We start from the raw sequence: 17,497 nt of genomic DNA on the forward strand, positions 1-17,497 counted from the left end.
TCCATCTATTTTCGGCATAGATGCGGAGTGCCGCACTTGCTAAGCTGCTGGGCCGCCGTGCCTCGCGGGGCGCCCGGCACGCATGCCGCGCTCACCGCATCGCTCGACATTACCTGGGAGAACACTCATGGAAAAGGCTGCAATCGGATTCGTCGGTGTCGGACTGATGGGGCACGGCATCGCCAAACACCTGCTCGGCGCCGGCCATCCGCTCACCGTCGTCGCCCACCGCCGGCGCGCGCCCGTCGACGATCTGGTCGGCCGCGGCGCCCAGGAGGCCGGCTCGCTCGCCGCGCTCGCGGCGGCCTCGTCGATCGTGTTCCTGTGCCTGACCGACGCGCCGGCCGTCGAATCCGTGATCGGCGAGATGAAGGACCACCTGCGCGAGGGCGCCGCCGTGGTCGACTGCTCGACTTCGGATCCGGCCGTCACCGAACGCGTGGCCGCGATGCTGGCCGAGCGCGGCGTGGACTATTGCGACGCGCCGCTCGGCGGCACCCCGGCGCAGGCCGAGGCGGGCCAGCTGCAGGCCATCGTCGGCGCCACGCCGGCCGTGTTCGCGCGGCTTGCGCCCGTGTTCGCGCCGTGGACGGCCAAGGTGGTTCACGTCGGCGGCGTGGGCGACGGGCACCGCATGAAGCTGATCAACAACTTCGTCGCGCTCGGCTACGGTGCGCTCTACGCGGAAGCGCTCACCATCGCGCGCAAGTCGGGGCTCACGGCCGGGCAGGTGGACGCGGTGCTGCGCGGCAGCCGGATGGACTGCGGCTTCTACCAGACCTTCATGGGCTATACGCTCGAAGGCAAGCGCGACGCGCACCAGTTCACGCTGGGCAATGCGCACAAGGACCTGCGCTACGTGGAGGCGATGGGCAACCATGCCGGCTGCGCGACCCATCTGGCCAGCAGCGTCAAGAACGCCTACGCCACGGCGCTCGCGGCCGGCGCCACCGGCGCCGAGGATTACGTGCCGCATCTGCCCGACTACATCGCACGCGCCAACGGCCATTCGCTCTGAACCCAGCCGGCCCGGCGCCGCTCACTCGCACGCGCAACCGAAAGCGAGCGCCAAGCCTCGGCGGGCTACCAGCGGTTTTCGATAAGAGGCCGGTTCAAAAACACCCGAGAGGGGCGGTTTACTTCCTCGGCGAGCTGTAATGTGTAGAACTTCAGACTTGATCTGACAGTAAGGCCTTGCCAAGAGGCGGGGTTACCCGTTTTGATAGAGGTGCGAATCTTCATCAAAACAGCGCGCAAGCGCCAAGGAGTAGCCCCGTGAGTAGTCTCAACCAAAATGTCATCCGCCACAAGATCGGTCTGCTGAATCTGGCCACCGAGCTTGGCAACGTGTCGAAGGCCTGCAAGGTGATGGGGCTGTCGCGCGATACGTTCTACCGCTATCAGAACGCCGTGGCCGAGGGCGGCGTCGATGCCCTGTTCGACAGCAATCGGCGCAAGCCGAATCCCAAGAATCGAGTCGATGAAGCGACGGAAATCGCCGTGCTGGCCTATGCCATCGAGCAGCCCGCCCACGGGCAGGTTCGGGTCAGCAACGAATTACGCCGGCGCGGTATTTTCGTGTCTGCATCCGGCGTTCGTTCGATCTGACTGCGTCACGAATTGTCGTCCTTCAAGCTGAGGCTCGTGGCGCTGGAGAAGCAGGTCGCTGAAAAAGGCATCGTGCTGAGCGACGATCAGGTGGCCGCGCTGGAAAGAAAGCAGGACGACGATGTAGCCCATGGCGAAATCGAAACTGCTCATCCCGGCTATCTGGGCTCGCAGGACACCTTCTACGTAGGCACGATCAAGGGCGTAGGCCGGATCTACCAGCAGACCTTTGTCGACTGGCCAAACTGTACACCACCAAGACGCCGATCACGGCCGCTGATCTGCTCAATGACCGGGTGCTGCCGTTCTTCGAGGAGCAGGGCATGGGTATGATCCGCATGCTGACCGCTCGAGGCGTGGAGTATTGCGGCAAGCCGGAATCGCACGATTATCAACTGTACCTGGCGCTGAACGACATCGAGCACACCAAAACCAAGGAGCGACATCCGCAGACCAATGGCATCTGCGAGCGGTTCCACAAAACCATTTTGCAGGAGTTTTATCAGGTTGCGTTCCGCCGCAAACTGTATCTGTCGCTGGAGGAACTACAGGCCGATCTCGATACTTGGCTGGCGTGCTACAACGGCGAGCGAACCCATCAGGGTAAGATGTGCTGCGGTCGCACGCCTGTGCAGACGCTCATCGCGGGCAAGGAGGTGTGGAAGGAGAAAGTGAGCCACCTGAATCTGATCTGACAGTCACGCACCGTCGGAACGGGTAACTGTCAGATCAGGTCGCGACTTCTACAACCATCATCGGCTGATGGAACCGCTCGGCTATATCCCACCTGCCGAAGCTGAGGCAAACTACTACAGGCAACTCAGAAATGCTGCTGAAGTGCCTGCATTAACTTAAACCAACCGGCCTCCACGATTCCCGGTGCGGTTCACAGATCAGGTCGCGACTTCTACAGATGACACAACTTGGGTGGACGGCGTCGAGCGCGGGCATTTCCGACTACATCCGGCAGGTGGTGCAGGTATTTCACTCGGTTGCATTACTCTGCCCAGTCTCACCGACTTCATGAGAATCCGCAACGCATTGCTGCACACAGTCACAATCCCCGCACGCAGGGCGGGGCTTCGCTCCTATGGAACAATTGAGGTCATCACGTATGGCAATACTTGCCCGTAGGGTGTTGAAGGTCTCCCTGCTTCTGTTTCTGCTTTTTCTTTCGGTTCGTTACGTTCGCCCGTATCCCTTCCCGATGACGGAGAGCCAGCTAGCCCCTTGGTGGCGTGCTTCGGATTGGCTCGGCATCCGGGACCCCGAAAATTTGATTTTCGTGGTGTGGGTGACGATTGAACTGATCGTAGGAACGCTTGCCTATGTGGCGATCATGAAGCTATGGCGGTACTTCCGGAGTTAGCCTGCGTACCACCCGCTAGCAGGTTGCTGAAATACCGTTTTGCGGGGTGCCCGGGAGCCCTTTCCAGCTGTGGTCCACCCCTTGCCCAAGTCAAACGAGCGGCGTGTAGGGCTTTCTATGCCGTCGGCAATTTTTTGCTTGCCCCGCTCCAGAGGTATTTCAGCAACCTGCTAGGGGACCGATTAGCCGGCGTCCCGCGCAACACCGTTGGTCTTCAACGGCATTGCGCAGCAAAATGTAGAACTTTTTTGTAAGAGGCCAGTTCAAAAATCCTGCCCAGGCCGCCTGAAGACGTTCCAACGGACGAGCGAGCAGCCAAGTTTCAGGAACGCTTCGTGAATGTCAGCGCTACGATCGAAGCGAATGCGTAGACGACGGAAATTGTGGCGCCAAGAGTGAGTGCGTTCGACGACCCAACGACACGTGCCGAGTCCGCTACCGCGCTCGGTGCGGCGCTTTGCGATCACGGGCCTGATGCCTGATGCCACGTTCGCGCAGTGCGCGACGGTATCGTCTGGAGTCGTAGCCGCGATCGGCGTAGACGATCCTCGGCTTTTGAAGCGGTATCGGCGCTTCCATCCTTGCACTCCCGTCGTTGCGATGCTCAAGGTCAACAAATCGCCGAGAAAGTAAACAGCCCCTCAGGGGAATTTGAACTGGCCTCTAAAAGTCTGCTGGTAGATCCGGCCTACGCCCTTGATCGTGCCCACGTAGAACGTGTCCTGCGAGCCCAGATAGCCGGGATGAGCGGTTTCGATTTCGCCATGGGCGACATCGTCGTCCTGCTTTCTTTCCAGCGCGGCCACCTGGTCCTCGCTCAGCACGATGCCTTTTTCAGCGACCTGCTTCTCCAGCGCCACGAGCCTCAGCTTGAAGGACGACAACTCGTGACGCAGCCAGATCGAACGAACGCCGGATGCAGACACGAAAATGCCGCGCCGGCGCAATTCGTTGCTGACCCGAACCTGTCCGTGGGCCGGCTGCTCCATGGCATAGGCCAGAACGGCGATTTCCGTTGACTCTTCGACGCGATGCTTGGGATTCGGTTTGCGCCGATTGCTGTCGAACAGGGCATCGACGCCGCCCTCGGCCACGGCGTTCTGATAACGGTAGAGCGTATCGCGCGACAGCCCCATCACCTTGCAGGCTTTTGACACGTTGCCCAGCTCGGTGGCCAGATTCAGCAGACCGATCTTGTGACGGATGACATTTTGGTTGAGACTACTCGCGGGGGACTCCTTGGCGCTTGCGCGCTGTTTTGATTAAGATTCGCACCTCTATCAAAACGGGTAATCCCGCCTCTTGGCAAGGCCTGACTGTCAGATCAAGTCTGTACCTCTACACCTCATACGAGCCTGGAGGATCGCACGCCGAACGAGGCACACTTCGCTACGCTGCCAGCGATCCCATCGTCAGCGTGATCGCCTCGGACGCTCCACTTAACAATCTCGGACAAAACTGTCCTAATCAGCGAGGTCACCGCTTTCCCCAATCGCAGGAGCAGCTTCAAACGCCCACGCACAATCGAGGAAGCATTTCATGGCTTGACTCGTCGCCCGAGTTCCGCCTGAACAAATAACGCGCTTGCCAGCTTGAGGACTTCATTGGTACGACGCAGCCTCTCGACCTCACGCTCGAGGGCCTCGATGCGTTCGCGCTCGGTCGCGCCCACTCCCTCTCGTTTCACACGACCGGCCGCTTCGCGCCTAATCCAATGCAGCAGGGTCCGGGGTGCGCAGCCTATCATCGGTGCAATCGATTCCACCGCCGCCCACGTCGACGGATGCTCGGTACGCTGCTCGCGTACCAACCGCACTGCGCGCTCCCGGACCTCCGGGGCAAACTTGCGTACCTTCTTCTTCATCGTTCTGTTCTCTCACAACTCCGCGCCTTCACAAACTATGCAGGCCGAAGACGGCGCTGCTTTCATCACCACGCGGCCTGAGCAACGTAGCGAATGGGCTGCTGATCGCCGGACTCCGCATGGGATCGGCGGATGCGGAAAAAACGCGGCCAACGGCTCACGCCTGCCGTGACCATGGATTGAATGTCTCACCGCATTCCAACGAGCAGTATCGAGGGCCGGCGGGCGCCCCGGACACAGATGCACGATCGGCATCGACGCTTCACCGGCAGGCGTCGTGCCGCCCGGAAACATGTTGCACGCGGCGATCTCCCATTTCGCCGCCCCCGTCGGTCAGGCGAACGGCCCGACATCCGATACGGTGATCAGTCGTTCGATGTCGAGCAGAATCAGCATGCGCTCGCCGTCCTCCCCTTTGACCGAACCGAGATCAGTGATGAATCCGGTATCGATGGACGCGCCCAATGCGGGCGCCGGCCGGCGATCGGCCGGCTTCAGTTTGAGCACGTCACCGACTGCGTCCACGACGATTCCCACGGTACGCGAGCCCACGTTGAGGACGATCACCACCGTTGATTCGTTGTATTCGACCGATTCGAGCGCGAACTTGATGCGCAAGTCCATGATCGGAACGATCACGCCGCGCAGGTTGACCACGCCAGTGATATGGGCCGGGGCGTTGGCAATGCGCGTGGGTGCTTCGTATGACCGGATTTCCTGCACACACAGAATGTCGATTCCATATTCTTCGGCGCCAAGTCGCAGCGTCACGAACTCCTGAGCGTCCCGCTCCGAATTCTCTCCGTGGGCGTCGCCCTCTCGTGAAATCTCCCGCACGGCATTCATGCATTTTCTCCTATCGATACAATGGTCGGTGCTTGATCGGCTACGATCAGCCACGCGCGTCGACACCCCACGCAGGCGCAGGACTTTGCCGGCCACGCGGCAAGTACGCGCCCGCCCTCGCATCGTCGAGCACCTTGCGCGCCAGGTCGCCCCGAGTGGCGGCGCCAGCTAAGCGAGCCGCATGTCGGGCGCGTCGATTACATGGCCGAAGCCAGTTTCAGAACGTCTGCCAACTGACGTCACTCGGTTCGGTTCGCTTGGCCAGCATCGGTCGACCGCTTCGGCTCGGTACGGCATCCGTGCGGTGGGCTGGCCGCAAGGCATCGGCCTCGACCGGCGCGAGGTTCGCCATCCCCGTTGCTTCCGTCGCGAGTACGAACATCCCCATGGAACGACGCAATTCGGTCGACTGTACCGCCATCGATTGCGCTGCCGCTGACGCCTCCTCAACCAACGCGGCGTTCTGTTGCGTGACTTCATCCATCTGCGAGACGGCTTGGTTGACCTGCTCGATACCGGTGCGTTGCTCAAGCGAGGCCGCCGAGATCTCTTCCATCAGATCCTTGACGCGGCGCACCGCCTGCATGATCTCTTTCATCGTCGTTCCCGCCTCGCTCACCAGCAGCGACCCGCTTTCCACATGAGCCGACGAGCCCGTGATCAGATCCTTGATCTCCTTGGCAGCCGATGCACTGCGTTGGGCCAAGGTGCGCACTTCTGCGGCGACAACGGCGAATCCACGACCTTGTTCCCCGGCTCTGGCGGCTTCGACGGCTGCATTGAGCGCAAGGATATTGGTCTGGAATGCAATGCTCTCGATGACGGTGATGATGCCGGAGATTTGGGTGGAACTCGTCGATATCTGCGCCATGGTTCCCACGACACGATCGACGACCGCGTCACCCCTTGCTGCAATTTCCGAGGCACGATTGGCCAACTGATTGCCTTGCTGGGCATTCTCGGTGTTCTGCTTGACCGTCGCGGTCAATTCTTCCATGCTCGCGGCGGTTTCCTCCAGCGAGGCAGCCTGCTCTTCGGTGCGTCGACTCAGATCGGTATTGCCTTGTGCAATCTGCGCGCTTGCCGTGGCGACGCTCTCGGCGTTGGTCCGCACCGAGACGACGGTTGCGGCAAGACTGTGCTGCATGATGCGCAGTGCCTCGAGCAGTTGCCCGGCTTCGTCGCGGCGGTCCACCACAATCGCCTGACTCAGATCATTAGCGGCCACCCGCTTCGCCACCTCGACTGATTCCGAGATCGGCCGGGTCACACTGCGGGTGACGTACCATGCAAGACCGAAACCGATAGCAACAGCCAGCAGCGAGAGCACCACCATCAATATGATGGACTGCGCACGCACCGCCATGGCGAACTGCCCACCTTCGTGCATCCGCGCCTCCTGGAATTGCGTGAGCGCCTTCAGCGTTTTCAGGTAAACGCCCTGCGTCGCATATCGCGGTCCGAATAGCAGCTTGGCGGCTTCACTGTCCTGGTTCTGCATACCCAAGGCAACCACATCGTCCATGAACGGGAAAAACTGCTCACTGGCGGCTTGTACGGCATCGAACAATGTCCGGTCGGCTCCCGTGTGGATATTTGCGTCCAAGGTGGCCATCAGTTGGGAAACCTCCGCCTTGCGCGCATCGTAATCTCGCTTGAAACCTCGCAGACTCTCGGCGTCATTGGAGAGAATCATGTTTCTGGCAAGACGACTCATATCCAGCACGGCGTAGCCGAGCTTAGACGTTGCCGCCGCCTTGACGTAAATATTCTCGGTGATCTGCGTGGTGGTCGCGCTGAGCGCTGAAATTCTTCCAATTCCCATCAGTGCGGTGATGACCACGAGAACCATCAAGGCACCGAAGCAAAGTGCGAGACGAGTACCAATTTTCAGATTTTTCATAAGGCATGCGAAGTGTTACGTACGAGGTAGCGCCGCGAGTTTTCGTAAAAGGTAAGCGTCGTGGCTGACGAACAGCTCGTCGTCGATCCAGAGACTGACGTCAACCTCCGGGTTAACGACAGGTCCTCGTCAGTTTGAAGAGCAAAACACCAAAAAATTTACAAAAATTGTTGTCCATGTAATTTTTTCAAGACAATTGAAATTATTGGCTTGCCTAGCCACGTCGATCAGTGCTGTGGCCTTGTCACGTTGCCGTTCGCACCGGCATCACGAGGGCGTCGCACGGAGCTTGAGGTTGGCGAGTTCGGGAATTCGGCACCGCGCTCGTCGACGGCGCGCCACGGCAGACAGGGTTCGCCGCACAGGGCCGCCGCCATGTCGGCGGCATCTCGCACCGCAGTTCCGCGCTGTCGCCCGGGCCACGCCGAAAGCGGCAACGCCAGCGCCCGGCATGGCCGATGATGGCCGCCGGAAATTGCCGTCAACGACGAAGCGATGCCGTCTTCATTTCCTCATCCTGCGCTGGCGTGACGACGCCATTGCATCGCATCACCGGGGCAATCCACTGCGCCTCAGATGCAACGTGCGGAAAAGCGACAAAGCACTTCGAGCCGGCTCTGATAATCAAAGCGCAAATCGATGGTTACACGCGGCGGGGCCGCCGAGTAGATTGTTGTCGATCCTGCGCGATCGCCGCCGGCTCCGCAGTTTTTCGACCCTACTCGTGCCTCGATGAAGCCTCGCTCCCGCCTCCGCCCCCTTCGCTCCACGCGCCGCCTGCATGGCGCGTTCGCTGCCCGCTTGTCGTCCGTTGCCGCGGCCGCGGCGCTGGCCGTGCCGCTCGCCCTGCAGGCAGCGCCTGCCCAGGCCCAGGCCCAGGCCGCGCCCGACGGCACGCCGGTGCCCTCGCTGAAGGGCAAGCGGATCGGCATCACGGCCGCCGGCACCGATCATTACTGGGATCTGAAGGCCTACCAGGGTGCCATCGACGAGATCAAGCGCCTCGGCGGCACGCCGATCGCGCTCGACGCGGGCCGCAACGACAATCGCCAGATCGCCCAGATCCAGACGCTGATCGCGCAGAAGCCCGATGCGATCATCGAGCAGCTCGGCACGGCCTCGGTGCTCGAGCCCTGGCTGCAGAAGATCCGCCAGGCCGGAATTCCGCTGTTCACGATCGACACGGCGTCGCCCGCCAGCCTCAACGACACCACCTCGGACAACTTCTTCATCGGCGAGCAGCTGGCGCTGAAGCTCGTCAACGACATCCACGGCGAGGGCAACATCCTGGTGTTCAACGGCTTCTACGGCGTGCCGGTCTGCGCGATCCGCTACGACCAGTTGAAGGCCGTGCTGAAGTATTACCCGAAGGTCCACATCATCGAGCCCGAGCTGCGCGACGTGATCCCGAACACCGTGCAGAACGCCTATGCGCAGGTCAGCCAGCTGCTGACCAAGTACCCGAAGGGGCAGATCTCGGCGATCTGGTCGGCCTGGGACGTGCCGCAGGTAGGCGCCACGCAGGCGGTGGACGCCGCGCATCGCAGCGAGATCCGCACCTACGCGGTGGACGGCAGCCCCGACGTGGTGGCGCTCGTCAAGGATCCGAAGTCGAGCGCCGGCGCGGTGGTGGCGCAGCAGCCGGCGCTGATCGGCAAGACCGCGGCCGACAACGTGGCGCGCTATCTGGCCGGCGACCGCACGCTGCCGCCCTACACCTACGTGCCCTCGCTGCTGGTGACCAAGGACAATGCCGGATCGCTGCAGCAGGCGCTCGGCCAGACCCGGCCCGTTGCGGCCGCATCGAAATGACGGGGCCGGCCAGCACCCCGCCCGCGCTGGCGCTGCGCGGCATCGTCAAGCGCTTCGACGGCGTGCCGGCCCTGCGCGGCGCCTCGCTGACGGTGCCGCGCGGCACCGTGCACGGGCTGATCGGCCAGAACGGCGCCGGCAAGTCCACCCTGATCAAGATCCTGGCCGGCATCCATGAGCCCGATGCCGGACGCATCGAGGTCGACGGGCTCGCGCAGCAAGGCGCCGCCGCGGGAATCGGCTTCATCCACCAGGAACGCCTGCTGGCGCCCACGCTGACGGTGGCCGAGGCGCTGTCGCTGGGCCGCGAGCCGGCACTCGGGCCGCGCGCGGCCGGCGCGCTGCGCCTGCTCGACCGGCGCCGGATGCGGCGCGCGGCGCTCGAGGCGCTCGAGGCGCATTTCGGCGTGACGCTGCCGCCCGATCGCCTGATCGGCGAACTGAGCCTGGCCGAGCAGCAGCTGGTACAGATCACGCGCGTGCTGGTGGAGCAGCCGGCCATCCTCGTCTTCGACGAGCCCACCGCCGCCCTGGTGAGCCGCGAGGTGAGCCGCTTGCTGCGCACCATCGAGCAGTTGCGCGAGCGCGGCCAGACCATTCTCTACGTCTCGCACTACCTGAACGAGATCGCCCAGGTCTGCGACGGCGTGACGGTGCTGCGCGACGGCACCGACGTCGCTCACTTCGATGCGCGCGCAACGTCGGTCGAGGCCATGGTCGCCGCGATGATCGGCGAGCACGCGCCGTCGGCCGCCCCGGCCGCATCGGCCGGGGCGCGCACGACGGGTCCCGCGCGGCTGAGCGTGCGCGCGCTATCGGCGCCGGGCCGCTTCGCCGACGTCTCGTTCTCGGTGGGGCGCGGGGAAATCGTCGGGGTGACGGGCCTGCTCGGCTCGGGCGGCAAGCCGCTGGTGCGCAGCCTGTTCGGCCTCGAACGCGGCGTGAGCGGCAGCCTCGCCCTGGACGGCCGCGCGCTGCGCCTGCGCTCGCCGCGCGACGCGGTGCGCCAGGGCATCGCGTTCGTGCCCGAGGATCGCCGCGCCCACGGCGTGGCGCCCGCGCTGTCGGTGCGCGAGAACATCTCGCTGGCCAGCCTCGCGCGCGTGAGCCGCTTCGGCCTGGTGGCCCGCGCCCGGGAAACCGGCATCGTGGCGGGCCTGATCGACGCGCTCGCGATTCGCACGCCCGGCAGCGATGCGCCGGTGCGCCAGCTGTCGGGCGGCAACCAGCAGAAAGTCGCGCTCGCCAAGTGGCTGAGCCGCGACTCGCATGTCTACCTGCTCGACGAGCCGACCATCGGCGTCGATATCGGCGCGAAGCACGAAATCTACCGGCTGCTCGCGCGGCTCGCCCGCGAGGGTGCCAGCGTGCTGCTGTTCTCGAGCGACCTGATCGAACTGCTCGGCATCACCGACCGCGTGCTGGTGATGGCACGCGGCCGCCTGGTGCGCGAGCTGGTCACGCGCGACACCGATCGCCACGAACTGCTCGCCTGGGCCACCGGCGCGCGCGGCAGCGACGCCTTCGCGCGCGGTCAGACACCGGCGGAGGCTGCCGCATGAGCAAGGTGCTCGACGCCCGGCCCGCTGCGGCCCGTGAGAGCTCGCCCGCCTCGCCGCGCCCAGCCCGGCGCCTGCCGCTGCCCGGCCCGCAATGGTGGCTGCGCAGCGGCGCGGCGCTTGCCTTCGCGGCCGTGCTGGCGGGGTTCGCGCTCAGTTCGCCGCTATTCCTCACGCTCGCCAATCTCGCCAACGTGGTCCAGCAATCCGCGGTAGTGGGCCTGCTCGGCTTCGGCCTGACGGCGGTGCTGATCGGCGGCGGTGCCGACCCGATCCGCGGCGGCCTCGACCTGTCGGTGGCCGCCAACCTCGGTTTCTGCGCCGCGGTGTACGCCGTCGCGCTGCGCGCCGGCCTCTCGCCCGGCCTGGCGCTCGCGCTGGTGCTGGCGGCCGGCGCGGCGATCGGCGCACTCAATGCCTTCGCCGTGATCGTGCTGCGCATCTACCCGCTGCTCGCCACGCTGACCACCATGAACCTGTGCGCCGGCTTCGAGCTGGTGCTCACCCAGAACACCTCGGTGCCGGCCAGCTCGCCGCTGCTCACCGCCCTGCTCGGCGACGCCGTGGCCGGCGTGCCCACCCTCGCGCTCGCCCTGCTGGCGGCGGCCGCCGTGTTCACCGTGCTGCTTCATCGCACGCCTTTCGGGCTGCGCCTGCACGCGGTGGGCGCGCACCCCGAGGCGGCCCGCGCGGCCGGCCTGCGCGTGAACCGCGCGATCGCGGCCAGCTACGTGCTGAGCGGGCTGGCGGCGGCGCTCGCCGCCCTCGCCAACCTCGCCCTGCTGAGCGGCAGCTCGCCCGGCGCCGGCGACAACCTGCTGACCGTGGTGGCCGCCGCCCTGCTCGGCGTGGTGTTCTCGCGCCGCCTGGTGCCGACCATTCCCGGCACGCTGCTGGCGGTGCTGTTCATCGGCGTGATCGGCAACGGCTTCCAGCTCGACAACGTGTCGAGCTACTGGGTCAACGGCGTGGAAGGCCTGTTGATCCTGTTCGTGGTCGCGGCCACCGCGCTCGTGCGCCGCCGCCATGCCGGGAGCCGCGCCCATGACTGAAGCCCGCCCGTCAGCCGTCGCGCGCCTCGGCTCGCCGCGGCGCTTCGCCCTGGTCGGTGCGCTGCTGGCCGTGATCCTGTTGTTCGCCGTGTTCGCGCCCGGCTTCGCACGGCCCGGCAATCTGGCCGACGTGCTGCTCAACAACTTCGCGCTGCTCGCGATCGCCGCGCTCGGCATGACGCTCGCCCTGTCGCTGGGCGCCGTCGATCTCTCGCTGGGCAGCGCGATCGATCTGGCCAGCCTCGCCTTCGTGCTGCTGTGCGCCCATCACGTGAGCCTGCCGCTCGCGCTCGCGGGCGGCCTGGCCGCGGCCGCCGCGGTCGGCCTGTTCAACAGCCTGCTGATCGCGCGGATCGGCATCGCGCCGTTCCTCGCCACGCTCGGCACGCTGTTCATCGGGCAGACCGTCCAGCAGCTGGCCACCGACGGCGGCCAGCCCGTCTACCTGCTGAACCTGGCGCTGCCGCCGCTGTTCGGCGCGCTCGCGCACGGCAGGCTGGGCGGCGTGCCGGTGCCGCTGCTGATCGTGGCGGTGCTGGGGCTGGCCGTGCATGCCGCGCTGGCCTGGTCCAGCTTCGGCCGCGCCGCCGTCGCGTTCGGCGTGCAGCCCGGCGTGGCGCGCCACTCGGGCCTGCCGGTGGCGGCCATCGTGACGGCCGGCTTCGTGGCCAGCGCACTGGTCTATGGCGTGGTGGGGCTGCTGCTGTCCTCGACCGTCAAGGCCTACGTGCCGCTGTCCGGCAACGGCTACCTGCTCAACGCGATCGGCGCCACCTTCATCGGCACCACGCTGTCGCCGGCGCGGCGACCGAGCGTGCCGGGCACCCTGCTCGGCGTGTTGTTGCTGAGCCTGGTCGCCAACGGCCTGCTGCTGATCGGCTGGAATTTCTACTGGCAGCAGGTGGCCACCGGCGCACTGATCCTGATGGTGCTCGCGCTCAGCTTCGCCGGGCGGCGCGGCGCGACGGCCTGAACCGCGCGCCCGGCCCGCCCTGGCCGGCAAAAAGGCCCGGGCGGCGCAAGCGGCCGCGACGAAGCCGGTCTGCGTGACGCGCTCCGGTTCGGGTTAACCACCAAGCCGGGGATCGCCACCGGCCCACCCGCCGCTTTCCTTCGTACTTCGGAACAATCCGGCAGCACGCCGCCTCGCGTGCCGAGCGCGCGAGCCGTGACACGTCGAATCCCGCGCGAGGCGCGGCTCGGCGGCCGAGATGGCGGTAGCCCCCATCCGGCGCAGTCGCGATCGTGCGGCAGGGCTTCGCGGTATGCCGGACGCGCAACCGTCACCCGTCATCGCGGCGGCGGCAAAGCACTGGCCGCCTGTCATGCCGCCGCCGCATTGTGAATTTTCATGGCACCTCTCAATTTTCTTGCCGGAACATCCGTAAGCACAGGAAATTGGCGACACTGCGGAGGTAACCCATGAAAGCCCTGAATAACCTGAAGATTGGCGTACGACTCGGCGGTGCGTTCGCCGTTACGCTTGCCCTGCTCTGCATGGTTGGAGCGCTTGCCCTGATTCAAGCCTCCCGAATCCACGACAACACCACGGACCTCGCCGCCAATTGGCTGCCGAGCGTGCAGACGCTCGGCGACGTTCGCGCCTACGCGAACACGGTGCGCCGCTCGTCGATCAGCCGGCTCGTCGCGTTGGACGAGCAGGAGCGCAGTTCCTACTGGGCGCGGCACGAAACGGCTGCCGCCAAGCTGGACGCGACGATGAAAAAGTACGAGCAATTCATCGCCTCGCCGGAGGAAGGCGAACTCTTTCGTCAGATCAAGACCGCATGGGCGGCCTATAGCGCGACGGACGCACGGCTGCACCAGCTCATGCAAGACACCGATCATTTCGATGACGCCCGGCGCCTGGCCGCCGGGGATTCTTCCAGGTTGTTTGCCACGTTCGCCGATCTCGTGGAACAGGATATCGCGTTGAACGCGGCAGGCGCGGCGCGCGCGAGCGCGGAAGCGGACGCATCGTATCGCGGCGCGATTTGGCTGACCTCGGTGCTGATCATCATCGCGCTCGGCATGAGCATGGTGGTGGCCTACTTCATCACGCGCTCGATCACCACGCCGATCCGCACCTCGGTGAGCATCGCCGAAACGGTGGCGCGCGGCGACCTGACCTCCCGGATCGAGGTGGCCGGCAGGGACGAGACGAGCCAGCTGTTGCGCGCGCTGAAAAGCATGAACGAGCGGCTGGCCGAGGTGGTGGGCCGGGTGCGTGCCGGCAGCGACAGCATCGCCACCGGCGCGTCGCAGATCGCCGCCGGCAATAGCGATTTGAGCCAGCGCACCGAGGAGCAGGCGGCATCGCTCGAAGAGACGGCGGCGAGCATGGAGCAGCTCACGGCCACGGTCAAGCAGAACACCGAGAGCGCGCAACAGGGCAACAGCCTGGCGGCCAACGCTTCCGAGGTGGCCAGGCGCGGGGGCGACGTGGTCGGACGCGTGGTCACCACCATGCGCGAAATCTCGGCCAGCTCGGCCAAGGTCGGCGAGATCATTTCGGTTATCGAAGGGATCGCGTTCCAGACCAATATCCTGGCACTCAACGCCGCGGTGGAGGCGGCGCGGGCGGGGGACCAAGGGCGCGGCTTCGCGGTGGTGGCGGGCGAGGTTCGCACGCTCGCCCAGCGCAGCGCCACCGCCGCGAAGGAGATCAAGACGCTGATCGAGAGTTCGGTGGAGCGGGTCCAGGCGGGCTCGGGGCTCGTCGACGAGGCCGGCCGGACGATGGAGGAAGTGGTGCAATCGGTGCAGCGCGTGGCGGACCTGATGGGCGAAATCTCGGCGGCATCGGTCGAGCAACGCACCGGCATCGAGCAGGTCAACATCGCGGTGACGCAAATGGACGAGGTCACGCAGCAAAACGCGGCCTTGGTCGAAGAGGCGTCTGCCGCGGCGCAATCGATGGCGGCCCAATCGAACGCGCTGCGCGAAACGGTATCCATTTTCCGACTGGATCTCCACTCGCAGCCGAGCGTCGCGCCGGCAAGGCCCTCGTCCGGCCTCCCGGTGGCACCGGCCAAGGTGCCGGTCAAGGCGCCGGCCAAGGCTCGGTCGATGCCCGTGCGAGACGGCGCACCCGCGCCCAAGCCAAGCGACGGCTCAAGCGAATGGGCGTCGTTTTGAGGCGCAACACGGCGCGCCGATCTCGTGAACGGTCGCGAACTCGGCTCTCGCCGTGCTGCAACCATGCGGGCCGACGCGCGCGGCCCGACCACGCCGCGCCTGTCGTCGGATCGCGGTAGCCGGCGCGTGGCGAAGCCATCTCGCCGGGGAGGACGGCGCCCGCTGCGGACCGCTGCGGACTGCGGGCGATTCCTGCAGCTTCCGCCGGCAGGCGCGCCGCGTCCAAGGCTTCAACCCAGCATTGCAAGCGCGCTTGCCAGCACCGCCTGCCTGAATGCCCTGGGTCGCTTGGGCAGCACCGAGAACGGACCCAGCACGTGGCCATAGGAGACCGTCTTGCTGATTGCGTTGACGAGCAGCATGAACATGATCTGCGCATCCTGCGGCGGCACCGCAGCGGCGTCGATCGCGTCGGCGAGCAAGGGCACCAGGACGTCGTGATAAGGCCGCACGAGGCGCTCGATCAGTACGTCCAGGCGTGCCCCGCTCTCGGTTGCCGCGGTCGAGAAGAACATGCCGACGTCGGGGGTGGCGAACACCTGGTCGATCAGCAGCGACAGCGCCGCCTCCACGCGTTCGCGCGCGCCTAGCCCGGCGTCGTCGCGCAACCTTCCGGTCTTCTCGATCAGCGGTGCGGCTTCGCCGGCGATCCGCTCCACCACGGCGAGCCACAAGGACTCCTTCGAGCCGAAATGATGCGCGACGAGGGCCGGGTCGACGCCCGACGCCTTCGCGATCTCGCGCACGCTGGTGGCCTCATAGCCACGCCGCGCAAACGCGATGCGCGCATTGCGCAGCAGCGCGTCGGCGCCGCCCGCCTCGTTGGCAGCGGGACGCCCGCGCGCGCGACGCGGCGTGACGCCGGCGGCGGGCCGGGCGTGGTGGTTCGACGGTTTCATGGGTGGTGATCTGCAGCGTTAATCCCGGAACTCGAAATTCTAACCGCTGCCCAGCCCCGCCTCGTCCCCGCTCGTTCTTTGTTTGACAGCGGCACGTCCGGAACGTAGCATCGCTTAATTCATCACTTGAAGATTTATTTTCAATGAGCCGAACCAAGCGTATCGTGATCGTGGGTGGTGGCATTGCCGGGCTCCTGCTCGCGACGAAACTGGGCGACACGCTCGGCCGCACGGGCCGAGCCCAGGTCACGCTGATCGACAGGAGCGCCACCCACATCTGGAAGCCGATGCTGCACACCATCGCGGCCGGCACGCGCGACGTGCAGCAGCAGCAGGTGATCTATCTCGCACACGCGCGCGAGCACGGCTTCCACTACCAGCCCGGGGAAATGGAGGGGCTGGACCGCGACGCACGCACCGTCAGGTTGGCCGAGCTGAGGGCGCCGTCGGGAGAGGTGGTGGTCGGCGCGCGCAGCGTCGAATACGACGTGCTGATTCTCGCGCTCGGCAGCCGCGCGAACGATTTCGGTACGCCGGGCGTGCTGGAGCATTGCCATTTCATCGATAGCCAGGCACAGGCCGAGGCCTTCAACGAAGCGCTACGTATCCGGGTCTTCCAGAGCGTGGTATCGAACAGCCCGTTGCGCGTCTCGATAGTCGGCGCGGGCGCTACCGGAGTCGAGCTGGCCGCCGAGTTGAGCCGTCTGCTCGAAGTCGCCGGCAGCTACGGCGATCCGGCCATCCGGTCACGCCTGAACCTGACGCTATACGAAAGCGCGCCCCGCATACTCGCGGCGTTTCCGGCCGCTGTGTCGGAGTCGAGCGAGGCGCAGTTGCGGCGCATCGGATTCAGTGTCCGGACCGGTACACGCATCACCGCCGCCCGCCCCGATGGTTTCGCGCTCGGCGACGGCAGCGCGCAGCCGGCCGATCTCATGGTGTGGGCGGCCGGCGTGAAGGCGCCCGAGTTCCTCGGCAAGCTCGACGCCATCACGTCGAACCGCTCGAACCAGATCTGCATCCGGCCAAGCTTGCAGTCGCTCGACGACGATCATATTTTCGCGCTCGGCGACTGCTCCACGCTGACGCTGCCGGGCGCCGAGCGCCCGCTCGCCCCCACGGCCCAGGTCGCGACACAACAGGCGCGTTTTCTGGCCCGGCATCTGCCGGACTGGCTCAGCACCGGCAAGCTGCCCGACTTCGCCTTTCACGACTTCGGCGCCCTGGTCTCGCTTAGCGACTACAACGCGTTCGGCACGCTCGGCCAGTTCGGGTTCTTCCGCGGGGGGTTCGTCAAGGGACGCTTCGCGCAACTGAGTCACGCGATGCTGTACCGGCAGCATCAACAGGCCTTGCATGGATTTCGCAAGGCGACGTTGCTGTGGACCGCCGAGCGCATCAACGCGCTCGTGCAGCCGCGCATACGCCTGGTCTGATCCAGGCGCGT

12 protein-coding genes and 5 pseudogenes are annotated in these 17,497 nt (G+C 65.5%); 10 read left to right on the forward strand and 7 right to left on the reverse strand.

Features of this window, described 5'->3' with window-relative positions:
• Window positions 1–127 precede the first annotated feature (127 nt).
• The 4 genes and pseudogenes from KS03_RS27630 to KS03_RS33010 all read left to right on the forward strand — a co-directional run bounded on the left by KS03_RS27630 (window position 128) and on the right by KS03_RS33010 (window position 2,977).
• Window positions 128–1,018, forward strand: coding sequence for an NAD(P)-dependent oxidoreductase (locus KS03_RS27630; protein ID WP_015876220.1), 891 nt, complete (start codon window positions 128–130; stop codon window positions 1,016–1,018).
• A 257-nt stretch (window positions 1,019–1,275) separates the two neighbouring features.
• Window positions 1,276–2,303: pseudogene (locus KS03_RS27635) on the forward strand (IS481 family transposase).
• 211 nt (window positions 2,304–2,514) lie between these two features.
• Window positions 2,515–2,742 (forward strand): annotated as a pseudogene (locus tag KS03_RS30620) (tlde1 domain-containing protein); the annotation flags it as partial.
• Window positions 2,723–2,977 carry a hypothetical protein gene (locus KS03_RS33010; RefSeq protein ID WP_035984287.1) on the forward strand — a complete coding sequence of 85 codons (255 nt, stop codon included), beginning with the start codon at window positions 2,723–2,725 and terminating at the stop codon, window positions 2,975–2,977. The pseudogene KS03_RS30620 and the gene KS03_RS33010, both read left to right, overlap by 20 nt.
• A gap of 263 nt (window positions 2,978–3,240) precedes the next feature.
• Here the strand turns inward: KS03_RS33010 and KS03_RS30625 are convergent.
• The 5 genes and pseudogenes from KS03_RS30625 to KS03_RS27655 all read right to left on the reverse strand — a co-directional run.
• A pseudogene (locus tag KS03_RS30625) lies at window positions 3,241–3,541 on the reverse strand (transposase); the annotation flags it as partial.
• A gap of 101 nt (window positions 3,542–3,642) precedes the next feature.
• A pseudogene (locus KS03_RS27645) lies at window positions 3,643–4,182 on the reverse strand (helix-turn-helix domain-containing protein); the annotation flags it as partial.
• A 318-nt stretch (window positions 4,183–4,500) separates the two neighbouring features.
• A pseudogene (locus KS03_RS31855) lies at window positions 4,501–4,841 on the reverse strand (transposase); the annotation flags it as partial.
• A gap of 333 nt (window positions 4,842–5,174) precedes the next feature.
• Complete coding sequence (locus KS03_RS27650; RefSeq protein ID WP_015876224.1) at window positions 5,175–5,687, reverse strand: chemotaxis protein CheW; 513 nt, start codon at window positions 5,685–5,687, stop codon at window positions 5,175–5,177.
• A 217-nt stretch (window positions 5,688–5,904) separates the two neighbouring features.
• On the reverse strand, window positions 5,905–7,590 hold the full coding sequence (locus KS03_RS27655; protein ID WP_015876225.1) for a methyl-accepting chemotaxis protein: 1,686 nt from the start codon (window positions 7,588–7,590) through the stop codon (window positions 5,905–5,907).
• Window positions 7,591–8,391: 801 nt separating this feature from the next.
• On the opposite strand from KS03_RS27655, the gene KS03_RS27660 reads away from it, so the two are divergent.
• The 5 genes from KS03_RS27660 (at window position 8,392) to KS03_RS27680 (ending at window position 15,151) form a co-directional block, all read left to right on the forward strand.
• Complete coding sequence (locus tag KS03_RS27660; protein WP_015876226.1) at window positions 8,392–9,402, forward strand: sugar ABC transporter substrate-binding protein; 1,011 nt, start codon at window positions 8,392–8,394, stop codon at window positions 9,400–9,402.
• A complete protein-coding gene (locus KS03_RS27665; RefSeq protein WP_015876227.1) occupies window positions 9,399–10,964 on the forward strand; it encodes a sugar ABC transporter ATP-binding protein in 1,566 nt (521 codons plus the stop codon). The genes KS03_RS27660 and KS03_RS27665 overlap by 4 nt, the downstream gene beginning before the upstream one ends.
• Window positions 10,961–12,013 (forward strand): ABC transporter permease, encoded by a 1,053-nt coding sequence (locus KS03_RS27670; protein ID WP_015876228.1) that lies wholly within the window; start codon window positions 10,961–10,963, stop codon window positions 12,011–12,013. The genes KS03_RS27665 and KS03_RS27670 overlap by 4 nt, the downstream gene beginning before the upstream one ends.
• Window positions 12,006–12,986: an ABC transporter permease gene (locus tag KS03_RS27675; RefSeq protein ID WP_017423099.1), complete on the forward strand. Its 981-nt coding sequence runs from the start codon at window positions 12,006–12,008 to the stop codon at window positions 12,984–12,986. The genes KS03_RS27670 and KS03_RS27675 overlap by 8 nt, the downstream gene beginning before the upstream one ends.
• A gap of 449 nt (window positions 12,987–13,435) precedes the next feature.
• Window positions 13,436–15,151 (forward strand): methyl-accepting chemotaxis protein, encoded by a 1,716-nt coding sequence (locus KS03_RS27680; RefSeq protein ID WP_015876230.1) that lies wholly within the window; start codon window positions 13,436–13,438, stop codon window positions 15,149–15,151.
• On the opposite strand, the gene KS03_RS30630 is transcribed toward KS03_RS27680, so the two are convergent.
• Window positions 15,057–15,476, reverse strand: coding sequence for an H-NS family nucleoid-associated regulatory protein (locus KS03_RS30630; RefSeq protein WP_080569310.1), 420 nt, complete (start codon window positions 15,474–15,476; stop codon window positions 15,057–15,059). The genes KS03_RS27680 and KS03_RS30630 overlap by 95 nt on opposite strands.
• The gene (locus tag KS03_RS27685) at window positions 15,382–16,050 is read right to left on the reverse strand and encodes a TetR/AcrR family transcriptional regulator (protein WP_015876231.1); all 669 of its coding nucleotides are present in this window, start codon (window positions 16,048–16,050) and stop codon (window positions 15,382–15,384) included. Before KS03_RS27685 ends, KS03_RS30630 begins: the two co-directional genes overlap by 95 nt.
• A gap of 143 nt (window positions 16,051–16,193) precedes the next feature.
• On the opposite strand from KS03_RS27685, the gene KS03_RS27690 reads away from it, so the two are divergent.
• Entirely contained in the window at window positions 16,194–17,486 is a 1,293-nt protein-coding gene (locus tag KS03_RS27690) for an NAD(P)/FAD-dependent oxidoreductase (protein WP_015876232.1), read from the forward strand.
• Window positions 17,487–17,497 lie beyond the last annotated feature (11 nt).

Source organism: Burkholderia glumae LMG 2196 = ATCC 33617, from assembly GCF_000960995.1.
Taxonomy (GTDB): domain Bacteria; phylum Pseudomonadota; class Gammaproteobacteria; order Burkholderiales; family Burkholderiaceae; genus Burkholderia; species Burkholderia glumae.